This window comes from Lacticaseibacillus jixianensis (assembly GCF_003946485.1).
Classification (GTDB): domain Bacteria; phylum Bacillota; class Bacilli; order Lactobacillales; family Lactobacillaceae; genus Lacticaseibacillus; species Lacticaseibacillus jixianensis.
The window spans coordinates 19,113-37,774 of the sequence record NZ_RHOJ01000014.1 but is presented as its reverse complement, the minus strand read 5'-3'; the positions used below and the strand labels follow the sequence as shown (position 1 = coordinate 37,774).

Annotated in this window: 17 protein-coding genes; 2 read left to right on the top strand and 15 right to left on the bottom strand. The window is 61.3% G+C overall.

The features are described 5' to 3' along the window. Positions 1-30: 30 nt before the first annotated feature. Positions 31-987, bottom strand: a complete 957-nt coding sequence (miaA, locus tag EKM85_RS06990) for a tRNA (adenosine(37)-N6)-dimethylallyltransferase MiaA (RefSeq protein WP_125585556.1) — start codon at positions 985-987, stop codon at positions 31-33. 53 nt (positions 988-1,040) lie between these two features. Here miaA and EKM85_RS06985 point away from each other — a divergent pair, with 53 nt between their 5' ends. Beyond that, entirely contained in the window at positions 1,041-1,220 is a 180-nt protein-coding gene (locus EKM85_RS06985) for a DUF3042 family protein (RefSeq protein ID WP_125585555.1), read from the top strand. Positions 1,221-1,259: 39 nt separating this feature from the next. On the opposite strand, the gene EKM85_RS06980 is transcribed toward EKM85_RS06985, so the two are convergent. The 5 genes from EKM85_RS06980 to EKM85_RS06960 form a co-directional block, all read right to left on the bottom strand. Then, positions 1,260-1,667 carry a rhodanese-like domain-containing protein gene (locus EKM85_RS06980; protein ID WP_125585554.1) on the bottom strand — a complete coding sequence of 136 codons (408 nt, stop codon included), beginning with the start codon at positions 1,665-1,667 and terminating at the stop codon, positions 1,260-1,262. Positions 1,668-1,776: 109 nt separating this feature from the next. After that, positions 1,777-2,736, bottom strand: a complete 960-nt coding sequence (locus EKM85_RS06975) for an ROK family glucokinase (RefSeq protein ID WP_125585553.1) — start codon at positions 2,734-2,736, stop codon at positions 1,777-1,779. After that, positions 2,729-2,962 (bottom strand): YqgQ family protein, encoded by a 234-nt coding sequence (locus EKM85_RS06970; protein ID WP_125585552.1) that lies wholly within the window; start codon positions 2,960-2,962, stop codon positions 2,729-2,731. Before EKM85_RS06970 ends, EKM85_RS06975 begins: the two co-directional genes overlap by 8 nt. Next, positions 2,959-3,639, bottom strand: a complete 681-nt coding sequence (locus tag EKM85_RS06965) for a rhomboid family intramembrane serine protease (protein WP_125585551.1) — start codon at positions 3,637-3,639, stop codon at positions 2,959-2,961. The genes EKM85_RS06970 and EKM85_RS06965 overlap by 4 nt, the downstream gene beginning before the upstream one ends. A 195-nt stretch (positions 3,640-3,834) precedes the next feature. Continuing rightward, complete coding sequence (locus EKM85_RS06960; protein ID WP_125585550.1) at positions 3,835-5,952, bottom strand: peptidoglycan D,D-transpeptidase FtsI family protein; 2,118 nt, start codon at positions 5,950-5,952, stop codon at positions 3,835-3,837. A gap of 151 nt (positions 5,953-6,103) precedes the next feature. Here EKM85_RS06960 and EKM85_RS06955 point away from each other — a divergent pair, with 151 nt between their 5' ends. Continuing rightward, positions 6,104-8,734, top strand: coding sequence for a YfhO family protein (locus EKM85_RS06955; RefSeq protein WP_125585549.1), 2,631 nt, complete (start codon positions 6,104-6,106; stop codon positions 8,732-8,734). A 96-nt stretch (positions 8,735-8,830) separates the two neighbouring features. On the opposite strand, the gene EKM85_RS06950 is transcribed toward EKM85_RS06955, so the two are convergent. From EKM85_RS06950 to EKM85_RS06910, 9 genes are all read right to left on the bottom strand, one after another. Next, positions 8,831-9,484 (bottom strand): response regulator, encoded by a 654-nt coding sequence (locus EKM85_RS06950; protein WP_125585548.1) that lies wholly within the window; start codon positions 9,482-9,484, stop codon positions 8,831-8,833. Beyond that, complete coding sequence (locus EKM85_RS06945; RefSeq protein ID WP_125585547.1) at positions 9,477-10,541, bottom strand: sensor histidine kinase; 1,065 nt, start codon at positions 10,539-10,541, stop codon at positions 9,477-9,479. Before EKM85_RS06945 ends, EKM85_RS06950 begins: the two co-directional genes overlap by 8 nt. After that, a complete protein-coding gene (liaF, locus tag EKM85_RS06940; protein ID WP_225418951.1) occupies positions 10,538-11,248 on the bottom strand; it encodes a cell wall-active antibiotics response protein LiaF in 711 nt (236 codons plus the stop codon). Before liaF ends, EKM85_RS06945 begins: the two co-directional genes overlap by 4 nt. A 678-nt stretch (positions 11,249-11,926) precedes the next feature. Further along, on the bottom strand, positions 11,927-12,403 hold the full coding sequence (gene greA / locus EKM85_RS06935; protein ID WP_125585546.1) for a transcription elongation factor GreA: 477 nt from the start codon (positions 12,401-12,403) through the stop codon (positions 11,927-11,929). Positions 12,404-12,463: 60 nt separating this feature from the next. Next, positions 12,464-13,102 (bottom strand): uridine kinase, encoded by a 639-nt coding sequence (udk, locus tag EKM85_RS06930; RefSeq protein WP_125585545.1) that lies wholly within the window; start codon positions 13,100-13,102, stop codon positions 12,464-12,466. Next, a complete protein-coding gene (mltG, locus tag EKM85_RS06925; protein WP_125585544.1) occupies positions 13,099-14,262 on the bottom strand; it encodes an endolytic transglycosylase MltG in 1,164 nt (387 codons plus the stop codon). Before mltG ends, udk begins: the two co-directional genes overlap by 4 nt. Before the next feature lie 138 nt (positions 14,263-14,400). Then, the gene (gene pheT / locus EKM85_RS06920; RefSeq protein WP_125585543.1) at positions 14,401-16,812 is read right to left on the bottom strand and encodes a phenylalanine--tRNA ligase subunit beta; all 2,412 of its coding nucleotides are present in this window, start codon (positions 16,810-16,812) and stop codon (positions 14,401-14,403) included. Between the two features lie 3 nt (positions 16,813-16,815). After that, positions 16,816-17,862: a phenylalanine--tRNA ligase subunit alpha gene (gene pheS / locus EKM85_RS06915; protein WP_125585542.1), complete on the bottom strand. Its 1,047-nt coding sequence runs from the start codon at positions 17,860-17,862 to the stop codon at positions 16,816-16,818. A 398-nt stretch (positions 17,863-18,260) separates the two neighbouring features. Then, positions 18,261-18,623 (bottom strand): winged helix-turn-helix transcriptional regulator, encoded by a 363-nt coding sequence (locus EKM85_RS06910; RefSeq protein ID WP_125585541.1) that lies wholly within the window; start codon positions 18,621-18,623, stop codon positions 18,261-18,263. Between the last annotated feature and the right edge of the window lie 39 nt (positions 18,624-18,662).

Here is an 18,662-nt window from a genome sequence, read left to right as displayed (position 1 = left end):
CTGATGTGAGATTACCTGACATTAAGCAATTTATTTCTGTGCGGCGCCGGCACGTCGCCATTTTGCCACCAGGGTCACGGCCGCAGCCAGCCCGGCGGCCGGGTCGGCCACTAGGTCAAGCCAATGCGTCGGCAGCTGGTGGCGAAAGTACGTGAGCTGCCGCTTGGCGTAGTGCCGCGAATTTTGCTGGATCAGGGCGATGGTCGCTTCCCGGCTGGCCTGCCCGGCAAAGTATGGCAGCCATTCCTTGTAGCCGATCGCCTTGAGGGCCTGCGCACCGGGCGAAGTCTCCTCGACGACGCGGCGCACCTCGGCTTCCAGCCCCGCCGCGACTATTTGCAAGACCCGCTGATCGATACGGTGGTACAACGTGGCGCGGTCCGCAGTCAGCCCAATGACCAAGTCATCATACTGCGGCGCCGGCGTCTGCTGCGCCGAAAACAGTTGGCCGGACGTTTCGCTCACTTCCAGCGCCCGGATCACGCGCCGCGTATTCGCCGGGGGAATGGCTGCCGCGGCCGCCGGGTCCAGCCGGTGCAGCTGGGCCCACAGCCACGCCGCGTCGTGCGCCGCCAGCGCGGTTTGCCAGCGCTGCCGCGCCGGGGTGGCCGCCTCCCCGCCCAGGGGCAGCCCCAGGCGCAGCGCACTCAGGTAAAAGCCGGTCCCGCCGACCACGATCGGCAGCTTACCGCGGGCGGTGATGTCCTTGATGGCCGCCTGGGCCAGGGTCTGAAACCGCGCCGCCGAAAATGGCGCGCTTGGGGCCAAGATGTCGATGAGGTGGTGCGGCACGCCCTGCATCTCTGCCGGCGTCACCTTGGCCGTGCCGATCGTCATGTCGCGGTAGATCTGAAAGGCGTCGCCGTTGACCACTTCGCCGTTGAACCGCTTGGCCAGCGCCACGCCCAGCGCACTTTTGCCGGTGGCGGTCGGGCCGCCGATCATGAGGACTTGGGTTTTCAATGGATTATGCTCACTTTCTGTCATGCCTTCTAGTATAATGAAGACAGCACCTAAGTTCGAGAGAGGGAGGGATTTTCATGAAGCACAAATTTCTAAAAGGGTTCTTAGTGGGCGTCATCGCTTCGGCCGGCGCCGTGGCAAGCTCTGTCTTTGCATTCAAGAAGTCTTACATCGAACCGGTCGAAACCAAGGTTGATGAGATCAACGAGAACCGGCGCAAGGCCAACCGCAAGCAGCACGCGGCGCACCAGGGCTAAGCACAGTAAAACCCCTGCCACTCAGCAGGGGTTCTTTTGTTATTCTTCGAAGCGCTTGGCTTTCTTGGTCTTGCCGGACCAGTTATCGTAGCCGCCCTTGAGGAAGTACAGGTGCTGAAACCCGGCCTTCTTCATCCGCCGCGCGGCGCGGACAGACACGGCCCCGGTCAGATCGTACATGTACACCGGCAGGTCCTTGCGCAGCTCGATCATCCGCTGCTTGAGCTGCGTGTATGGCAGGTTGCGCGCGCCGAGAATGTGACCGGCGTCAAAGTCCTTCTTCTCGCGCAGGTCGATGATCTGCGCCTTGCGCATGTTCTCCTCGAACACGTCCGGCGTGATCTCACCGCCGACCGCCTTCAGCCGGGATTTCTGCCACTGCGTCAGCAGCCAACTTGCCGCCCACACCAGCAGCCCCAGTCCAATCAACACCAGAAAAAAGTTCATACCCCAAAACGTCCTTTCAAATCGCCGGTTGCCCGGCGCATATTAGCTTTATTTTATCACAAAAGCCTCAGGTATAGACCCGAGGCTTTTGCTTTATTCTACCAACCGCTTACGGCCGGGCCAAGCTGCCGGCGCCGACGACGCCAGCGGTGTTACCCAGGGTCGCCAGGCGCAGGTGGGTGGTGTTGCGCACGTTCGGGAACGTGAACTGGTCGAAGTACTTCTGGACCCGCGTCAGCAGGAAGTCGCCGGCGGCGGAAACGCCGCCGCCGATCAGCAGGTACTCCGGGTTCAGCAGGTTGCCGACGTTGCCCAGGCCCAGACCCAGGTAGTAGCAGACCTTATCAACGATCATTAAGGCCAGCTTGTCGCCCGCCTGCGCGCAGTCGAAGACGATCTTGGAGGAAATGTCGTCCCCGTCGTCCAGGATCTGCTTCAGCTTGGAATCGCCGGCGTACTCCTCGGCCATGTCGCGGGCCACGTGGACGATCCCGGTTGCCGACGCCACCGTCTCCAGGCAGCCGCGCTTGCCGCAGGTGCACATGTAGCCGTTGGGCTCAACCGTGACGTGGCCGACCTCGCCGGCCGAACCGGCCACGCCGTGCAGCAGCACGCCGTCAGCGACGATGCCGGCGCCGATCCCGGTGCCCAGCGCCACCAGGGTCACGTTATCGGACTTGTCGCCGGCCCCTTTCCACTGCTCACCCATGGCGGCAACGTTGACGTCGTTGTTGATCTTGAAGGGAATACCGGTGGCCGCTTCGATCTCGCGCTTCGGGTACTGCATCGTCTTCCAGTTCAGGTTGTAGGCGCCGATCACGGTGCCAAGCTGAGGGTCAACGGTCCCTGGGGTCCCCATCCCGATCCCCACAAAATCATCCGCCGTCATGTTGTACAGCTTCAGGTGATCTTGAATGGACGCGATAATGTCGGGAATAATGTGGCTCCCCTCATCCAAAATATTGGTGTCGATGCTCCAGCGCTGCTGGATCTCACCGTCTTCGGTCAAGATCGCGAATTTGCAGGTCGTGCCACCAAGGTCGACCCCCATCAATTTTTTGTCAGCCATTACTTTTTCCTCCATCTTCATTAATCAAGGGATGCTTCTCTTCTTGTTCATGCTCGTGGCGCAAAACAATTTTCGCGGTCGCGTACGTCTTATCGTCGATCAGGCGCGCGGCGTGCAGCCGGTCGACTTCCACGGCCGCCAGCTCAATGTCCCACAGTCGTTTACCGACGTGAATGAACGTCCCGTACCGCTCAAGGAGCTGCAAAACGTCATAAAAGGTCTTCATAAGGCACTCCCAAAGGTAAAGATCAGCAGTGCCGCACTGCCGGCCACCAGCGCGAACAAGGAGCCAACGCGCCGCGGCGCCGCGGTCTCGCCGACGTTCGGGGCGCCGAGGGCGTAGGCAATCAAAAAGCCACCGACAAACCCGCCAACGTGCCCGAAGATGTCCACGCCGGGTATGAACAGGTCAAACACAATGTTCAGCGCCGCCAGCATCACGAACTGCCGGGCCAGCATGCGAATGCCGGGCTCATCGCGAAACCCGTCATAAAGCATCAAGAAGGCACCCATCATGCCAAACAGCGACGTTGACGCCCCGGCGGCCAGGCCGCTGGCGTTGAACGCGGCGCTGGCGAGATTACCCGTAAAGCCGCTCACGAGGTAAAGCAGCGCGAACCGCCAGTGGCCAAAGATCCGCTCGGTCAAACCGCCCAGGTAAAACAACGTGACCCCGTTGACCAGAATGTGCATCAGGCCAATGTGAACAAAGATCGGCGTGATCAGTCGCCACCACTGGCCGGCTTGAATCAGCGGATTCCAGCGCGCCCCGAAGCGCAACAACACATACGTGCTCTCGGAGCCGCCGCCCAGCGTCTCCAGCAGGAAGACGAAAAGCGTGATCTCAAGCAGCAGGTAAGTCACGTACGGCTGATTTTGAATTCGTCTCAGTGAATTTTGCAAACGGCTGGCTCCTTTCCGAGCATCGCATTGAACCCCGACGCTTAAATAATCGCCGCCAGCGGGAGGACCCCGCTGCCGGTCGCCACAAGTGAACTCTGAAAAAACGCTCCCAAGCTCACTAAACAGTTTAGCATTTATCCGGGCTGTTTCCTAGCAAATCAGGCGCCGAGGCGCGGCCATGCGCCGCCCGCTCTGCTAACGGGGCGAGCTGGCCTTCGCGTCGTAGTTCTTCTGGGCCGGCACTTTGTAAAGCGCGTAGTAATCCTGGAAGATCAGCTTGGCGATGTCGTACGCGTAACTGGACATCCGGGCCACGTTCGGCACGACGACCGCAATGGCCACTTGCGGATTGGCTGCCGGCGCGTAGCCGACGAAGCTCTGCGTGATGCCTTCGATCGGCTTGCCGTTGGGATTCGTCGGGTTCGGGGTGAACGTCTGCGCCGTCCCGGTCTTGCCGGCCACCCCGGGGTTAAGCGCCTGAAGCGCCGTCCCGGTCGCGTACCCGGACGTGCCGTGGACGACTTGCCACATGCCCTGCTTCACGAGGTTGATCTGGGCCTGGTTGTTCTTGATCTTCGACAGCACCGTGGGCGTGGTCGTTTCAAGGACCGGCCCCGCGCTCCCGTTGCTCAGCGTTTGGCTCACGTTTTTGACGATGTAAGGCTCCATGCGATAGCCGTTGTTGGCCAGCGTGCTGACGTACTGGATCGCCTGGATCAGCGTGTAGGTATCCAAGTTCCCGTAAGAAAGGTCAAGCGCCGAGCCCGGCTGGAAGATCCCGTCTTCGTTGTACTCTTGGCCTTCCATCCCCGCGATCTCGCCAGGCAGGTCGACGCCGGTTTTTTGCCCGAGGCCAAACTGCCGGAAGTACCCCCGCATCTTGGTGAAGATATCCTTGTTCATCCGCAGGTACGCGTTCGGCGCGTACGCCGCGTTGGCTTCTTTCATGGCCAGGTGCATCATGTACGTGTTAGAGGACACCTCGATCGCCTTGGTGGCCGTCAGGGAGCTAAAGGTGTTGATCCCGTAGTCCGACTTCTTGACCGGCGCCCCCCGGAGGTAAATGGCCGTATCCGCCTGGCTGTTGTTGTCAACCGTGATGACACCGTCCTGGAGTGCCCCCAGGACCATGGCGGGCTTGACGATGGACCCCATCGCAAACGCCCGGTTCAAGACGCCCAGCGAATCATTGGTGATCTGGTGGGTCTTGACGTCCTGGTGCAGGCCGGAAATGGCCAAAATGGCGCCGGTGTGCGGGTTCATCGCCACCGCGTAGGCGCCGTCCGACACCGCGGTCTCACCGGCGGACCGGGCCTGATTGAAGACCTTTTGCACGTCGCGATCGACCCGCTTTTGGAATTCGGAATTGATGGTGAGGTTCAGGTTGGCGCCCTGCTGGCCTTTGAACAGCGTGGTTTGGCTGACAATGTTATTGTTGTTGCCGATGCCGACCTCGGTGCGCGACTTGGCCCCTTTCAGGACGTCCTCGTACTCCTTTTCCAAATACGAGGTGCCGACGCGGTCGTTGCGCGCGTAACCTTTAGCCAGGTACTCGTTCAGTGTCTCGGCCGGCAGCCCGGTCTTCTCTGACGACACCGTGCCGATGATGCTGAGCATGGACTTGCCGTCAGGATAGGCGCGGTCCCAGTCGGTGCCGAGGTTGATCCCCGCCATCGCGGTCAGGTGCTCGCCGACCTGGGCGACCTCATCTTGCGTGACGTCCCGGTCCTTGAGGTACACCGTCGTCAGCTGGCTGGCGGCGTTCATCTTCTTATAGAAGGTGGCCGCCGCCTTTTCCCGGTCCGAGTAATCCGGCAGGTGCCTCTGCGCATAGGCGATCTCCGCGCGGTACTGCTTGGCGGTGTCCTTGGTGGTTTGCAGCGCCTTCGGCAGTTTGGCGATCACGGCCTGCTCGGTGGCCTTGTCCGCCAGAAAATAGTCGGCGTAGTCGCGCTTGCGCATGCCGTCCTGGTCGATGGCGACGTACTTGGCCAGCTCGTCGGCGGTCTTGCGCATCGTCGCCGCCGACACGCCGACGCTCTTGGTGTACACGATGGCGCTGTTGGCGGAATTAGCGACCAGCAGGCGGCCCTCGGCGTCATAGATCTGGCCCCGCGGCACGGCGCCGGTGACCACTGCGGAATCGGTCGAGTCGACATCGGCGCGGAACTTGGCCCCGTTCATGATCTGCAAGTACGCTAACTGCGCCACCAGCGCGGCCAGCAGCAGGAACACGAAGAAAAATAGAATGTTGAGCCGCACCGGAATGTGCGATCGCTCGCGTTTTGGTTTGGGGGTACGAATATATTTCAAGTGCTCTCTCCTTTGATAACCCTCTAAGTGTAGCAAAAACCACCGGCCTCCGCCACGACTTGCTGGCTTTCATGTTACTATGAAAAGAGCAAATTCGTGCGCTTCAAGGTGACCTTTTACCCTTTTGTAAGCGCGCCGGAAGGAGGCCGCCATGCGCGCCTGGCGTTGGTTTCACAAACATCCCCTGCTTTTAGCGGCCGCCGTGCCGGCCCTCATCATGGCAGGCTACTTCATTGCAGCCAGGGTGTGGCCGTTTGGCAATAACTCGGTCATGACCGTTGACATGGGGCAGCAGTACATCGATTTTTACAGCTACTACCGCACGACTTGGTTCGGCCACCCCGGGCAGTTCTTCTTCGCCTTCAGCAAGGACCTGGGCGGCGACGCCCTTGGCACCTGGGCGTACTACCTGATGAGTCCGTTCAACCTGCTGCTCCTGCTGTTCCCCCAAGGGGCGCTTGACCTCGCCATCACCGTCATGACACTGGCCAAGTACGCGGCCGCCGGGCTGACCATGGGCCTGTACATCAAGCGCCACGGCGGCAGCCTGCCGTGGATCGTCGGCTTTGGCACCGCGTTTTCGCTCTCCGGGTGGATGCTGGCCAACCAGCTGAACCTCATGTGGCTGGACGCCGCCGTCTTCCTGCCGCTGATCGCGCTGGGCGTCGACACGCTGATCACGCGCCGGCGGCCGTGGCCGTTTCTCGGCTGGCTGACCGTCGCCATCATCAGCAACTACTACATGGGCTACATGATCGTGCTGTTCATCATCGGCTACTTCGGGCTCCGCCTGGTCGAGGCGCGCCTGCCGTGGCGCCAGACCCTGCGCGCCTGCGGCCGGTTTGCCGGCGCCGGGCTGCTGGCCGGCGGGCTTTCCGCCTGGCTCCTGCTGCCCACCTTATTTCAGCTCGGCCAAAGCAAGGGCACGTACACCGAGACCCACATTCGCTGGCTGCATTTTGAAACCACCCCGCTCAAGCAGCTCGGCAAGTTCTTCGCCGGCGCTTTTTCCTACGGCCAGATGCCGACCGGCCAGGCCAACATTTTTGTCGGCAGCGTCGCCTTGATCGGCTTCGTGCTTTACTTTTTCACCCGCGCGATCCCGTGGCGCGAAAAGCTCTACGCCCTGGGCTACAGCGGCTTCTTAGCGCTGTCCATCAGCTGGGCGCCGCTTGATCTGCTTTGGCACGGCATGCAGTACCCGGTGTGGTACCCGTACCGGTTCTCCTTTGTCATTTGCTTCTGGCTGCTGGTGCTGGCCTGGCGGGCGCTGGCCCTGCGGCCAAACGGGATCACCGCGCCGCAGCTGATCGTGGCGTTGATCGTCTTCGCGGGCGTGGACGCGGCCGTCCTCTTGAACCGCGCCCAGTACGCCTACCTGACGCCCAGCGCGCTATGGCTGACGATCGGCCTGGACGTGCTGGCCCTGGTCGGGTTAGCCTTGCTTTCCGACCGCCAGCCGGCCATCTTGCTCGGCGTCTGCTTCCTGATGGTGGTCGACGCCGGCAGCAACGCCGTGTTGACGCTGAACCAGCTGTCTTACATCACCCACTCCGACTACCACACCTACACCGAGGCCCTGCGCGGCGGGATCACTGCCGCCCAGCGGCAGGTCGGCTTAAATGACCGCATCGGCAAAACGACCCTGCGCTCCAAAAACGATGCCATGCAGGTCAACTACCTCGGCACGGATCATTTCACGTCCATGATGGAACCCGCCACGCCGCGCTTTTTTGGGGCGCTGGGCCAAAGCGCCGGTGACGGCTTCGTCGCCTACACCGCCGGCACGGTGATCACCGACGCCCTGCTTGACCTCAAGGGATTCATCACCCCGCGGCTGGACGCCTCACCGACCATTTTCCTGCCGCAGGTCTCCGCCCGCCCCGACCTGTTTGATTACGACCAGAAGAGCCAAACCAGCACCTTCACCGTCTACGAGAACCCCTATGCCCTGGGGCTGGGATTCGTCGCCGCCGATCAGATCCTGACCACCAAGCTGATGGCCGGCGCACCCGCCCTCAATCAAGAGCGCATCATGGCGGGGCTGACGGGCGCGAAGACCCCCCCGCTGCTCTTCACGACGGCGGCGCTGAGCCCGATGACGGTCAAAGGCGGCAACGTCTCCATGAGTAACGTGACCAAGAAACCGCTGGCCAAGACGACCACCGTGACTTACACCTTCACGGCCCGGACCACCGATCCGTACTACCTGCAGATCGGCGCCAACTTCACCGACAACCTGGTCAGCCTGACGCAAAACGGCCGCAGCGTGCCGATCTACGACACGTTCCGCGACCGCGAACTGCTCAACGTCACCCCCAGCGCACCGGGCAAGAAGCAGACGCTGATCTTTACGTTGAACAAGGATGCCGCCGACTTCGGTGACGTTCGCCTGCTCACGCTGGACATGTCGCAGACAACGGTCCTGCTCAACCGGCTCAAGGCCGGCAGCTGGCACCTGGTGCAGCGCGGCGATCGCAGCCTGCAGGCCACCGCCACCGCCAGCCAGGATCATCAGGTCCTGATGACGTCGCTGCCGGTTGCCCCGGGCTGGCACGTCAAGGTGGATGGCCACCCTGCCAAGGTGCACAAGGTGCTGGGTGAGCTGATGGCGCTGCGGCTAAGCAAGGGGACGCACACCATTGAGCTGACCTACACCCCGCCTTATTTCTGGGCTGGCATCGTGGTCAGCCTGCTGGCCCTGCTGCTGACGGGCGTTTGGTTCCGGTTCCCGCCGCGGGGCAAGCCGATCGCCCCGGGCCGCTTACGGTCGCGCCGCTAAGCCGCTGCTCATTGGAGTAGCGGTTTTTTGGTGCCGCCGCAGCCCGGGCCCCCCCAGCGGCATTGAAAAAGGCCGCCAATCTGGCAGCCTTGACCCTCACTGGTTTTCCTGACCGTCTTGCTTGACCAGCCCGTGCTTGAAGGCGTAAATCGCGGCCTGGGTGCGGTCCTCGACTTCCAGCTTGGCCAGGATGTTCGAGACGTGGGTCTTCACCGTCTTCAGGGTGATGAACAGCTCGTCGGCGATCTCCTGGTTCGACTTGCCCTGCGCGATCAGCATCAGCACCTCGCGCTCCCGGTTGGTCAGCTCGTCTGCCAGCTCAGGCTGGGCCTTTTTGGTCAGCCGGTTCATCATCTTGGTGGTGACCTGCGGATCTAAGGCGGAATCGCCCGCCGCGGTCTTGCGGATCGCCGCGGCAATTTCCTCGGCCGTCGCCGTCTTGAGGATGTAACTGGCGGCACCGGCCTCGATCGCCGGGTAGACCTTCTCGTCGTCGATGAACGAGGTCAAAATGATGATCCGCGCCTCTGGCCACGCCGCCATGATGCGCTTCGTGGACTCGATGCCGTCCATGTTCGGCATCACCAGGTCCATCAAAATAACGTCCGGCCGCAGCGCCAGGGCCTTATCTAGCCCTTCCTGGCCGTCCGCCGCCTCGCCCACCACTTGCAGGTCGGGCTGCACGCCGAGGTATGTCGAGACCCCCAGGCGCACCATTTCGTGATCATCGACGATCAATACTTTAATCATGAGCTTCTTCCTTTGTTAACGGCACGCGGATCTCAACGCTCGTCCCCTGCTTGGGGAAGCTGATCACCTTGGCAGTGCCGCCAATGGCCGCTGCCCGTTCCGTGATGTTCGACAGCCCGTAGCTGCCGGTAGTATTTTCCGTTTTGGGGTCAAACCCCACGCCATCATCCACCACGCGCAGGATCACCGTGGCCTCAACGCGCTTCAGGTAGACTTCCAGGTGCTTGGCCTTGGCGTGGCGCAGCGTGTTGGACAGGAGCTCCTGCACAATGCGAAACAGGTTGTCCTCGCTGCCCCGCGACAGGTGAATGTCTTGCAGGTCCCAGGAAATCGCGATCTTGATCTTGGTCTGGAGCTCCTGGAGCAGGCTGATAATGCCTTCCTTCAGGGACTTGCCCTCAAGGTTGGTCGGGCGCAGGTGCAGCAGCAAGGCGCGCATTTCGGCCTGGGCCTCGTTGATCACGCCTTCAATGGTTTCGATCTGCTTGGCCTCCGGCGCGTCCGGCCGGTCGCGGTCGACCACGCTGCGCAGGGCCGACAGCATCATCATCGCCGCAAACAGCTGCTGCGAAACGGAATCGTGCAGCTCTCGGGCCAGGCGGTGGCGCTCCTCGGTCAGGATCTGTTCCTTGGACTGCCCATCAAGCACCAGCGGCGCGTTGGAGTAGCGGTCGATCTCCTGCTGCAAGCGGATCATTTTTTGCCGCAGCGCTTCAAGCTCGCTCGCCACATCCTGCCCCAGCGCTTCCTTGGCTTGGCTTTGGCGCGCCAGCACCGCTGCCCCGGTCTGCCCCGCCACCAGCTGGGTCAGCCGCCGGGTCAACTGCCGGTGCTGATACTGGTCAAAGACGGAGATCAGGGTGGCGGCGATCAGGCCGATCAGCGCCGCGCCGGTCACGAGGTATGTCAGCAGCGGCATCCCCAGCACCTGGACCATCAGCAGCACCAGGAACTGCCGCTTTGAAGCCACGCTGGCCAAAAAGACCAACCCCAGCTCCAGCGCCCCGGTGGCAAACGTCACAACGGCAAACGTCCATACCGTATGCTTCAGCTTCATACTGACAGCACCTCCAGGTCACCGACCAGCACGTTGGTGAGGATGTGCAGGCGGCGGCTCGCGGTGTCGTAATCATCACTGTACTGGCGCACGGTTTGGTTGTGCAGCCCGCTTTCCTTTCCGTCCACCGATAGGGTTCCGGCAAGCGCCGAATGGTCGACCATCACCCCGACGCCGACTGGCACCAGCACCCGCGTTTTGCCGAGCCCTTTGCGGATGACGATCGTCGAGTCGCCCTGCGGCAACAGCGTGTTGCCCAGGTCGATAATCGTATCGCCGGCGGCCACGATGAGGTTGATGTCGTCCCACTCGTAGGTGTCCTTGCCGATCGTCTCATCGCCAAACCACGGATGCCGCTGGCGCGTGCCGGCCTTGGCGGTGGCCGCCGCCACGTGGACGGCCATGTAGTGCTTCTGCTGCCAAGGCAGCCGGGCGCCGTGCTTGCCGGACAGGGCAAGCAGTGCCCCCACCAGGCCGACAAACAGAATGATCCAGACGGTCGGATTGATGAACAACCCCACCGCGACCAGGATCGCGCCGAGCGTCAGCCAGAAGGTGCGCCAAAAGTGGCCCTTAACGCCGATCAGCAGCGCCAGCAAGCCGCTGAGCATGCTGATCCAGCTGCCGGGATTCGTCACGATCTGATAGCCCAAGACCATGGTCAAAGCGATCTCAAGGATCCAAAACAACTGCCATCGCCGCTTCACACTGCCGCCCCCTTCCGTTTCTCTTTAGTATACCCATTATTGCCGGCCGGTCAGTCGGACCCGAGGCGGATTTTTACAAAAACCCAGGGGCTGGCTGGGTAGTCCAGGCAGGGGGCGGGGATGGATCCGGCGTAATCGGGCGCCGAGTTCGCAACGCGGGAGCATGTAGCTACGCTCAAGGCCTCGTCGGCAAAGTTCGCCGACAATGCCTTGAGCTAGGCTACATGTCCCGCTAAAAGCGTCCGCCGGCGCACCTTGATTAATCGGGCGCCGGGTCGACAACGCCCGAGCGTCTAGCTACGCCCCAAGCCTCGCCGCCAAAGTACAGCGGCAATGCTTGGAGCTAGGCTAGCCGTCGGGCTAAGAACGTCGACCCTCTGCACCTTGCCTAATCGGGCGCCGAGGCGACAACGCCCGAGCATCTAGCTACGCTCCAGGCCTCGCCGGCAAAAAACGCCGGCAATGCCCCGAGCTAGGCTAGCTGTCGGGCTAAGTGCGCGAACTCGGCGCACCTTCCTAATCGGGCGCCGGGTCGACAACGCCCGAGCGTCTAGCTACGCCCCAAGCCTCGCCGCCAAAGTACAGCGGCAATGCTTGGAGCTAGGCTAGCCGTCGGGCTAAGAACGTCGACCCTCTGCACCTTGATACAAAAAAAGTGCGTTTCCGCACGATTTATGTCTAGCCTTCGACCTTGACGATCTTCACGTTCATCGAGCCGCCCGGCGTGCTGATGGTGACCTTTTCGCCGACCTTCTTGCCGATCAAGCCCTGCGCGATCGGGCTGTCGTTTGAGATCTTGCCGTTGAAGGCGTCGGCCTCAGCCGCACCCACGATTTCGTAAGTCTCTTCCTCGTCGTCGCCGTCCTCAACGAAGGTCACCTTCTTGCCCAGGGACACCTCGTCTTGTGGCACCTCGTTGGCGTCGATGATCTGGGCGTAGTGCAACATGGTCTGCACCTGCAGGATCCGGGTCTCCAGCGTCGCCTGTTCGTCCTTGGCGGCACTGTACTCCGAGTTTTCCGACAAGTCGCCAAAGCCGCGCGCGACCTTGATGCGTTCAACCACCTTTGGCCGTTCCACGGTCTTCAACCGTTCGAGTTCGGCTTCTAGTTTTTGCTTGCCCTCTGCAGTCATGGGGTATGTTTTATCTGGCATATTTTTTCCTCAATTCTTTTGTCTATTGCTGATACTAACGGATTTAACGAAAATGTCAATTTAGTCGACGAGGCCGCGCTCGGCCAGGATCGCCCGGATCTTGGTCGTCAGCAGATCGATCGCCACGGTGTTGTGGCCACCTTCCGGCACAATGATGTCGGCGTAACGCTTGGTGGGCTCGATGAACTGGTGATAGGACGGCTTGACCGTCTGCAAGTACTGGCCGATGATGTCATCCAGCGACCGCCCGCGCTCGCGCATATCGCGGCGGATGCGGCGGATCACGCGAATGTCGTCGTCCGTATCCACGTACACCTTGATGTCCATGAGCTTACGCAACTCCTCGTCGGCGAGGATCAAGATGCCCTCGACAATGATCACGTCCTTGGGCGCCATGTGTACGACCTCTGCCGACCGGTTATGGATCGTGTAGTCGTACACCGGCCGGTCGATGGCCCGCCCGGCGATCAGGCTCTCGAGCTGGTCGTGCAGCAGCGGTGTGTCGAAGGCCAGCGGATTATCGTAGTTGATCTTCCGGCGCTCCTCGAACGGGAGGTCGCTTTTCTTATAGTAGGCGTCCTGCGCCAGCAGCAGCAGCGAGTGCCCCGAGAACTGGTCAAAAATGGCGCGCGAGACGCTGGTTTTACCGCTTGCTGAACCCCCGGTGACGCCGATGACGATCGGCTTTTGCCTCATCACTTTGCTGCCTCCTTGCTGTCCGCCGCAAAGGCTGCGGTGTTCGCATTCTGCTCTGCCAACGTGTGGGCGTAGCGGATCTCGCCCGTCTTCAGGTTAGCCACGAAGTACAGGTAACCCGCATCGCGCTCAAGCGGGTTCAGCACCGCCTTGATCGACGCCTCAGACGGCGAGTTGAACGGTCCGGGGCCAAAGCCCTTATTGCGGTACAAGTTGTACGGCGAGTCGATGCTGGTGTCCTTGTTGGTCAGGTGCGTCTTGTGCTTGCCAAGCGCGTACATCACCGCGACGTCGGACTGCAGCGGCATCCCCGCGTCCAGGCGGTTAAACAGCACCCCGGCGATCTTGCCGCGGTCGGTGTCGGTCACGCCTTCGCGTTCGACCAGACTGGCGAGCGTCAGCGTCTCTTGGACCGTCATCTTCTTTTGCTTGATGCTGGCCAGGTAAGGGGTCATCACCGCGTTAGTCTTTGCCACCATCTGGGCGATCAGCGCCTCCGCCGATTGGTTCTCGGTGACGGTGTAGGTCGCCGGGAATAAGTAGCCTTCCAGCCGGTAGCGGACGTTCTTGGCCTTCGCCGCGCTGCCTAGCAGCTGCGGGTACGCCTGGTGGAGCCGCTTGAAAAAGGCCTGGTCCTTCAGCGCGGCAATGAAGTTGGCCCGCGTCAGCTTGGGATCTTTTTTGTGCAGCTTGGCCGCTGCGGTCGCCACAGCCGCGGCATCGCCGCCCTCAGGCACCAGGACGGTCCCAATGCCGGTCGTACTGCTGCCACCGCGCAGGGTGTCGAGCATTTCTTCCATGGTGTTGGCCTTGGTGAAGCTGTACTGGCCTGCCTCGTAGCTGGGGACGTTGTGGAACTTCACGTAGAACTTAAAAATCATGGCCGACTTGATCAGCCCCTTGGCCTGAAGGGCGCTGCCGATCTCGTCGGTCGATTCCCCACTTTTGACCGTGACGAGGATCGGGGTCTTGGCGGTCTTGTCTGCCGGCTCAAGCGCCGAATGTACGAACACCGCTACCATGAGGGCGCCAATGACGAGGACGGTCAGCCCGACCCCCAGTACCCAGCGCACGATGTGGCTTGATGCGGCCTCGATCTGCTGGTCGCGGTGTCTTCTTCGGTTGGAACTTGGCTGTTGATCCACGTTTCTCCTCCTATCCAAGCGAGCGGCTAAACAAAAACAGCCCGAAGCGGGCTGCTTCTGGATCCGGCTCTCGCCCGAAAACCTAGGTGAATTATACAAAAGCCTGCCGCAAAATGCGACAGGTTTTCGCTTCGTTCACGTGATTGTAACCGGGATTTAACGAATCACAGCCCCGAGTTCCGCTTTCAGGGCCTCTTCGACCTTGGAGAAGGCCTTCGTGACCTCTTCTTCGGTCAGGGTGGCATCCCCGCGGCGGTAGGTCAGCGTGTAGGCCAGACTCTTCAGCCCTGGCGCCAGCTTCTTGCCGCTGTAGACATCAAACAGGTGCGCGTCCTGCAGGAACTTGCCGCCGTTTTTCGCGATCACGGCCTGGATCTCCGCGTTGGTCACAGTTTGCGGGACCTGCACCGCGATGTCGCGGGTGACGGACGGGAACTTCGGTGCCGGCACGGCCGTCATTTCGGTGCGCGCGGCCGCCAGCAGTGCGTCTAAGTTCAGCTCAAACACATACGTCTCGTTGATGCTGTGGTCGCGCTCAAACTGCGGGTGCAGGCGGCCGATCAGCCCAATGACCTCGCCGTCAAGCATGATCTTGGCACTTTGGCCGGGGTGCATCGCCGGATCGTCCACCAGCGCCTCGTAGGCCACGGGCTGCGCCAGGCGGTAGTCCGCCAGCAGCGTCTCCACAATGCCCTTCACGTAGTAGTAATCGACGGGCTGTTTAGCCTGGTGCCAGCCGGCTTGGATCACGTTTCCACTGAGCGCCCCGGCAATGTACTCGACCTCTTGCGGCCGGGAATGGCCAGCGCTGCGCGGGAAGATGCGGCCCTGCTCGTAAAGTGCGATGTCCGTCTGCTTGCGCGCCACGTTGTAGGCCAGCGCGTCGATCAGGCCTGAGATCAGATTGCGGCGCAGGGTCTGATGGTCCTCCGTCATCGGAAAGGCCACGTGCGTCTCCTCGCTTGGTGCAAGGGCAAAGGCCGAAGCCTTGTCCGGGCTGAGCAGTGCGTAGGAGATGATCTGCGTCAAGCCCAGGCCCTCCAAGAGCTTGCGGCTGCGCTTGCGCCGCGCCTGACTCGGGGTGAACTCCCCAATGGTCATCGTGGTCGTCGGCAGCGTGCTCGGTAAATTATCGAAGCCGTAGAGCCGCGCGACCTCTTCGATCAGGTCGGCCTCAATGTGAATGTCCCAGCGCCTGGTCGGGACCATGACGGCAAACAAGCCGTCTTCCTCCTTGACCCCAAAGCCCAGGCGGTCGAACAGCCCAGCCACCATTTGGGCATCCAGCGCGGTGCCCAGAATGTGGTTGATCCGGTCCAGGGAAATATCCACTTCCACCGGGGTCGCGGCGACGTGGCTGGCGTCGAGCGTGCCGGTGGCAACGACCCCGTCGCCAAGCGCGGCCATCAGCCGGGCCGCCTCGTCAAGCGCCTTGTTGATGCTGCCGACGTCGATGCCCTTTTCAAACCGGGCCGAGGCCTGCGAGCGCAGGTTGTAGCGCAAGGCGGTCTTGCGGATCGGCGTGCGGGCGAACATCGCGGCTTCGATGGCCACGGTGTGCGTGCCGGCAGTGATCTCGGAATCCAGGCCGCCCATCACTCCGGCCAGCGCGATCGGCTGCTTGCCGTTGGTGATCACGATGTCGTCTTCAGTCAGCTCGTGCGCATTGCCGTCGAGGGTGGTCAAAGGCTCACCGGCAGTCGCGCGGCGCACGACGATTTCCTTGCTGCCCAATTTATTGTAGTCAAACGCGTGAAGCGGCTGACCGTAGCCGAGCATGATCAGGTTGGTCACGTCAACGATGTTGTTGATGGGCCGAATACCAGCATTCCACAGCCGCCGCTGCAGCCACAGCGGGCTGTCCTTGATCGTGATGTTGTCAACGACGCGCATCTGGTAAGCTGGCGCGTCCGTCTGGTCCGTGACGCGGGCGGTCAGGTAGTCGGCGACTGGCTTGCCCGTTTCCACCACCGGCTGGTCGTTGAAGTGCGGCTTATTGCCATAAGTGGCCCCGACTTCCCAGGCGACGCCGCGCATGCCCAGCGCGTCGGCCCGGTTCGGGGTGATCTCAAAGTCCAGGACGGCGTCTTCCATGCCCAGCGCCGCCAGCGCATCACTGCCCGGCTTGAGTGCTTCATCAAAAACGTAGATGCCGGCGTCGTAAGCCTTGGGCGCAATGTCATTAGCGAAGCCGAGCTCCTGAAGCGCACAGATCATGCCGTCTGATTCCACCCCGCGCATTTTGCCGCGCTTGATCTTGACGTTGTCACCAATGCGGGCCCCAGGCAGCGCCACGATCACCGTCTGGCCTTCCTTGATGTTCGGCGCACCGCAGACGATCTGGCGCAGCTCGCCTTCGCCGGTGTCAACCATGGCGACGTGCAGGTGGTCGGAGTCCGGGTGCATCTTCAGGCTCTCGACGCGGCCCACGACGACTTTTTTCAGGCCATCCGCCATCCGCGACACAGAATCAACTTCGATGCCCGTGCGCGAGACCTTGTCCATCAGCTCTTCGGGAGTGGCCGGCACGTCGACCAGTTCTTTCAACCAATCATATGAGACGTTCATCGTTTAACCCTCCTCCTTGAACTGCGCCAGGAACCGGACATCGCCTTGATAAAAGCTGCGAATGTCGTCAACCCCGTACTTCAGCATGGCAAACCGGTCCGGCCCCAGCCCGAAGGCAAAGCCGCCGTAAACGTCAGCGTCGACGCCGGCGTTGGTCAGCACGTTCGGGTGCACCATGCCGGCCCCCAGCACTTCAATCCAGCCGCTGTACTTGCAGATCGCGCAGCCCTTGCCGTTGCACCGGAAGCAGGACACGTCCACTTCGACGCTGGGCTCGGTGAACGGGAAATAGCTCGGCCGCAGCCGAATCTTGCGGTCCGCGCCGAAGACGTGCTGCGCCAAGGCCAGCAAGGTCCCCTTCAGGTCGGCCATCGTGATGCGCTTATCGATGACGAGGCCTTCGATCTGGTGGAACTGATGGCTGTGCGTTGCATCGTCGGTGTCGCGGCGGTAAACGCGGCCGGGGCTGATCATTTTCAGCGGTCCTTGGCTAAAGTCGTGCTTCTCCAGCGTCCGCGCCTGGACAGGACTGGTCTGCGAGCGCATCAGCAGCTGGTCATCAATGTAGAAGGTGTCCTGCATGTCACGCGCCGGGTGGTCCTTGGGAATGTTCATCATCTCAAAGTTGTAGTGATCTTCCTCGACTTCGGGGCCGTCAACGACCTGATAGCCCTGGCCGATGAAGAATTCTTCAATGTCGTCCATGATCTGGTCGATAATGTGCGGCGTCCCCACGGGCACTTGATCGCCCGGCAAGGTGACGTCGATCGTTTCGGTGGCCAGTTTGGCCTGCAGGGCCGCCTGCTCAAGCGCATCCTTGCGCTTTTGCAGGTTTTCCTGCAGATCGGCCTTGATCTGGTTGGCAAAGGCGCCCACCTTCGGCCGCTCTTCAGGGGTCAGGTCTTTCATCCCCCGCAGCACCTCGGTGATGGGGCCCTTTTTGCCTAAAAGATTCACGCGGATCTGGTTCAGGACGTCCAGGTCCTCAGTTTCCTTGATGCGTTTTTGGTTCTCTTCCCGAAGCTGTTCCAGCTTGGTTTTTAGATCCATGATGATCCTCCTTTGACACGACGAAACAGTTTGATTCGAAATAATAGCGTGACGCGAGGCAGGCGTTTTAGCGGCAGGGCGCTGCCGGCAGCGCCGCTTGCGCCCACAAAAAAAGCCTCGCCCCCTAAAAAGGGACGAAGCGTCGCGGTACCACCCTTGTTCACGCCAAATAGGCATGCACTCAACTTCATAACGGCAGGACCGGAGCAGCCTTTCGACTGTCTACTCGAGAAGTGAAAACCAACCATTGGCCGCCGCGGTGTCTTTCAGTCTGGGACACCTTTCCTGACCGGGCCGCCGGTTCGCGCTTCCGTCACAGTATTTCGCACTATTAGGTGACTTCAGTGTATCAAAAAACCGCGATTCGTCAAGGTGCCCCGAACATCGCGGTCGCAAAATTACTGCTGGCACTCGGCGTCTGTGATCCAGGTGTCGCCCCAAGTGTGGGCGGCCGCCATGACCGGCGCCAGGGCCGCGCCCTTGGCCGTCAAAGCATACTCGATCAGGCTCGAATCCGTGTGCGCGATCCGGTCAACCAGCCCCTGGCCTTCAAGCTCCTTCAGCCGCTCGACCAGCACCCGGTCGGAGCACTTCTTGATCGTGCCTGCGATCACTTTGAACCGCGAAGGCCCGTGCTCAAGCAAAGTCTCCAGAATCAGCCCGTTCCACTTCTTACCCAAAATCACGAAAGTCTGAGTAAACTTCGGACACAATGATAATTCCGCTTTACTCGGTTCTTTCACCGCTACCTGCTCAACCATGCGATCACCTCATGTATTTTTTACGCTTACAAATTGATA